This window comes from Priestia sp. JV24 (assembly GCF_025910025.1).
Lineage (GTDB): Bacteria > Bacillota > Bacilli > Bacillales > Bacillaceae_H > Priestia > Priestia megaterium.
On the sequence record NZ_JAPCIN010000070.1, the window covers coordinates 1 to 1,335 of the forward strand.

General features: G+C 33.5%; 1 protein-coding gene. It reads left to right on the plus strand.

What is annotated here, in order from left to right:
- The first annotated feature begins 162 nt into the window (after nt 1-162).
- Nucleotides 163-627 (plus strand): replication/maintenance protein RepL, encoded by a 465-nt coding sequence (locus OK414_RS29645; RefSeq protein WP_088568401.1) that lies wholly within the window; start codon nt 163-165, stop codon nt 625-627.
- Nucleotides 628-1,335: the final 708 nt, after the last annotated feature.

Here is a 1,335-nt window from a genome sequence, read left to right on the forward strand (position 1 = left end):
CCTCCACTGGAGGAATGTCATTCCTCCAGTGGAGGAATACGTATTCCTATGATTTATAGGAATAGTTGATTTATCAGGGTTTACAAACATTCCTATAAAACGTTATAATAGTATTACAAATATCTTAGGAATACTTTTCGAAGTAAAGGGGAGGATATAAAAATGGCAAAAATCACTATGAGTAACACAAGAACTATAACTGATGAAGATGGATCTATAAGATACCAGGAAGAGGATCTCACAGTTAACTGGGGCAAAGAACCAAATTACATAAAACTCTACTTAGATACTGTTTTGTATTTAAAAGATTTACCTAAAGGCTTAAATACAATTTTATATGCACTTTTAAAAAGAATGTCCTACGGGAATCAGCTAGTGCTTAATGCAGCCTTAAAAAGGCAAATAGCCGAAGAAATCGACTTGTCTGTATCTAGTATTAACAACGCCATAACCAAATTTGTTAAAGGCGAACTTCTCGAAAGAATTGATACAGGTTTATATAGAGTCAATCCTCATCTTTTCGGTAAAGGTGAGTGGAAAGATATAGCCAAGATAAGACTTGAAGTAGCATTTGATAGTGAAGGTAAAACCATAATGTCAGAAATCGAAAGAAAAGAAATTGATTAAACTAACTAAAAAGCCCCTACACTCTTGCTGTAGAGGCTTTTTAAAGTTATCTCAAAGCATAAAGAGCCTAGTCAAAAATCCCTTGGATAAAAAAGACAAGGGCGCACTTATACATTGGATCAATGTGTGCGGTTCTTTCAGAACAAAAAAACAAAAACAGAGCCTAAACACTTAAAAGCAAAATGAGCAACTTAAGTTGCTTCTGTGTTGGCTTAAGCCAACCTTAGTTCTTAAAATTCTTGCTGCTACGTTTCGTATCCAGTCATCTCAAAACTCAAAATACTTATATAAGCCCTCAAATTTCGTTTTAAAGGTTTTTTGCCTTTTAAAATATATTTCCTATCTCTCCCGTAGGGTAAATTGCTTAAAAAGCAATCTGGCCCATTTGACCATGATATTTTCATGGTGTGTAAATGGGCATTGTGCTTCTCAACGATTTTTTATTAATTGATTATCAACTTAAAAATCAAATTGAGTTTAAAAAATATAAATCTATTTTTAGTTTTTAAGTTTTTTTGTAAAAAACTAAAAGCATTTTTTTGTAAAAAAAAGTGCTTTTTCGGGTTAAAAACACCCTCAAAAACCAGACCCTCAAAAAAACCCCCAAATAATAAGAGAAGGGAAAAAGGGGGTAAAAATAGCCTTCAGACTATGGGGGACAAGGCTTAGAGGTGTTTTGGACCATTCCTCCACTCATGTAACAACGTT

Bases quoted from the DNA above. Each gene is read 5' to 3' on its own strand.
- OK414_RS29645 (WP_088568401.1), top strand. From the start codon at position 163: ATGGCAAAAATCACTATGAGTAACACAAGAACTATAACTGATGAAGAT.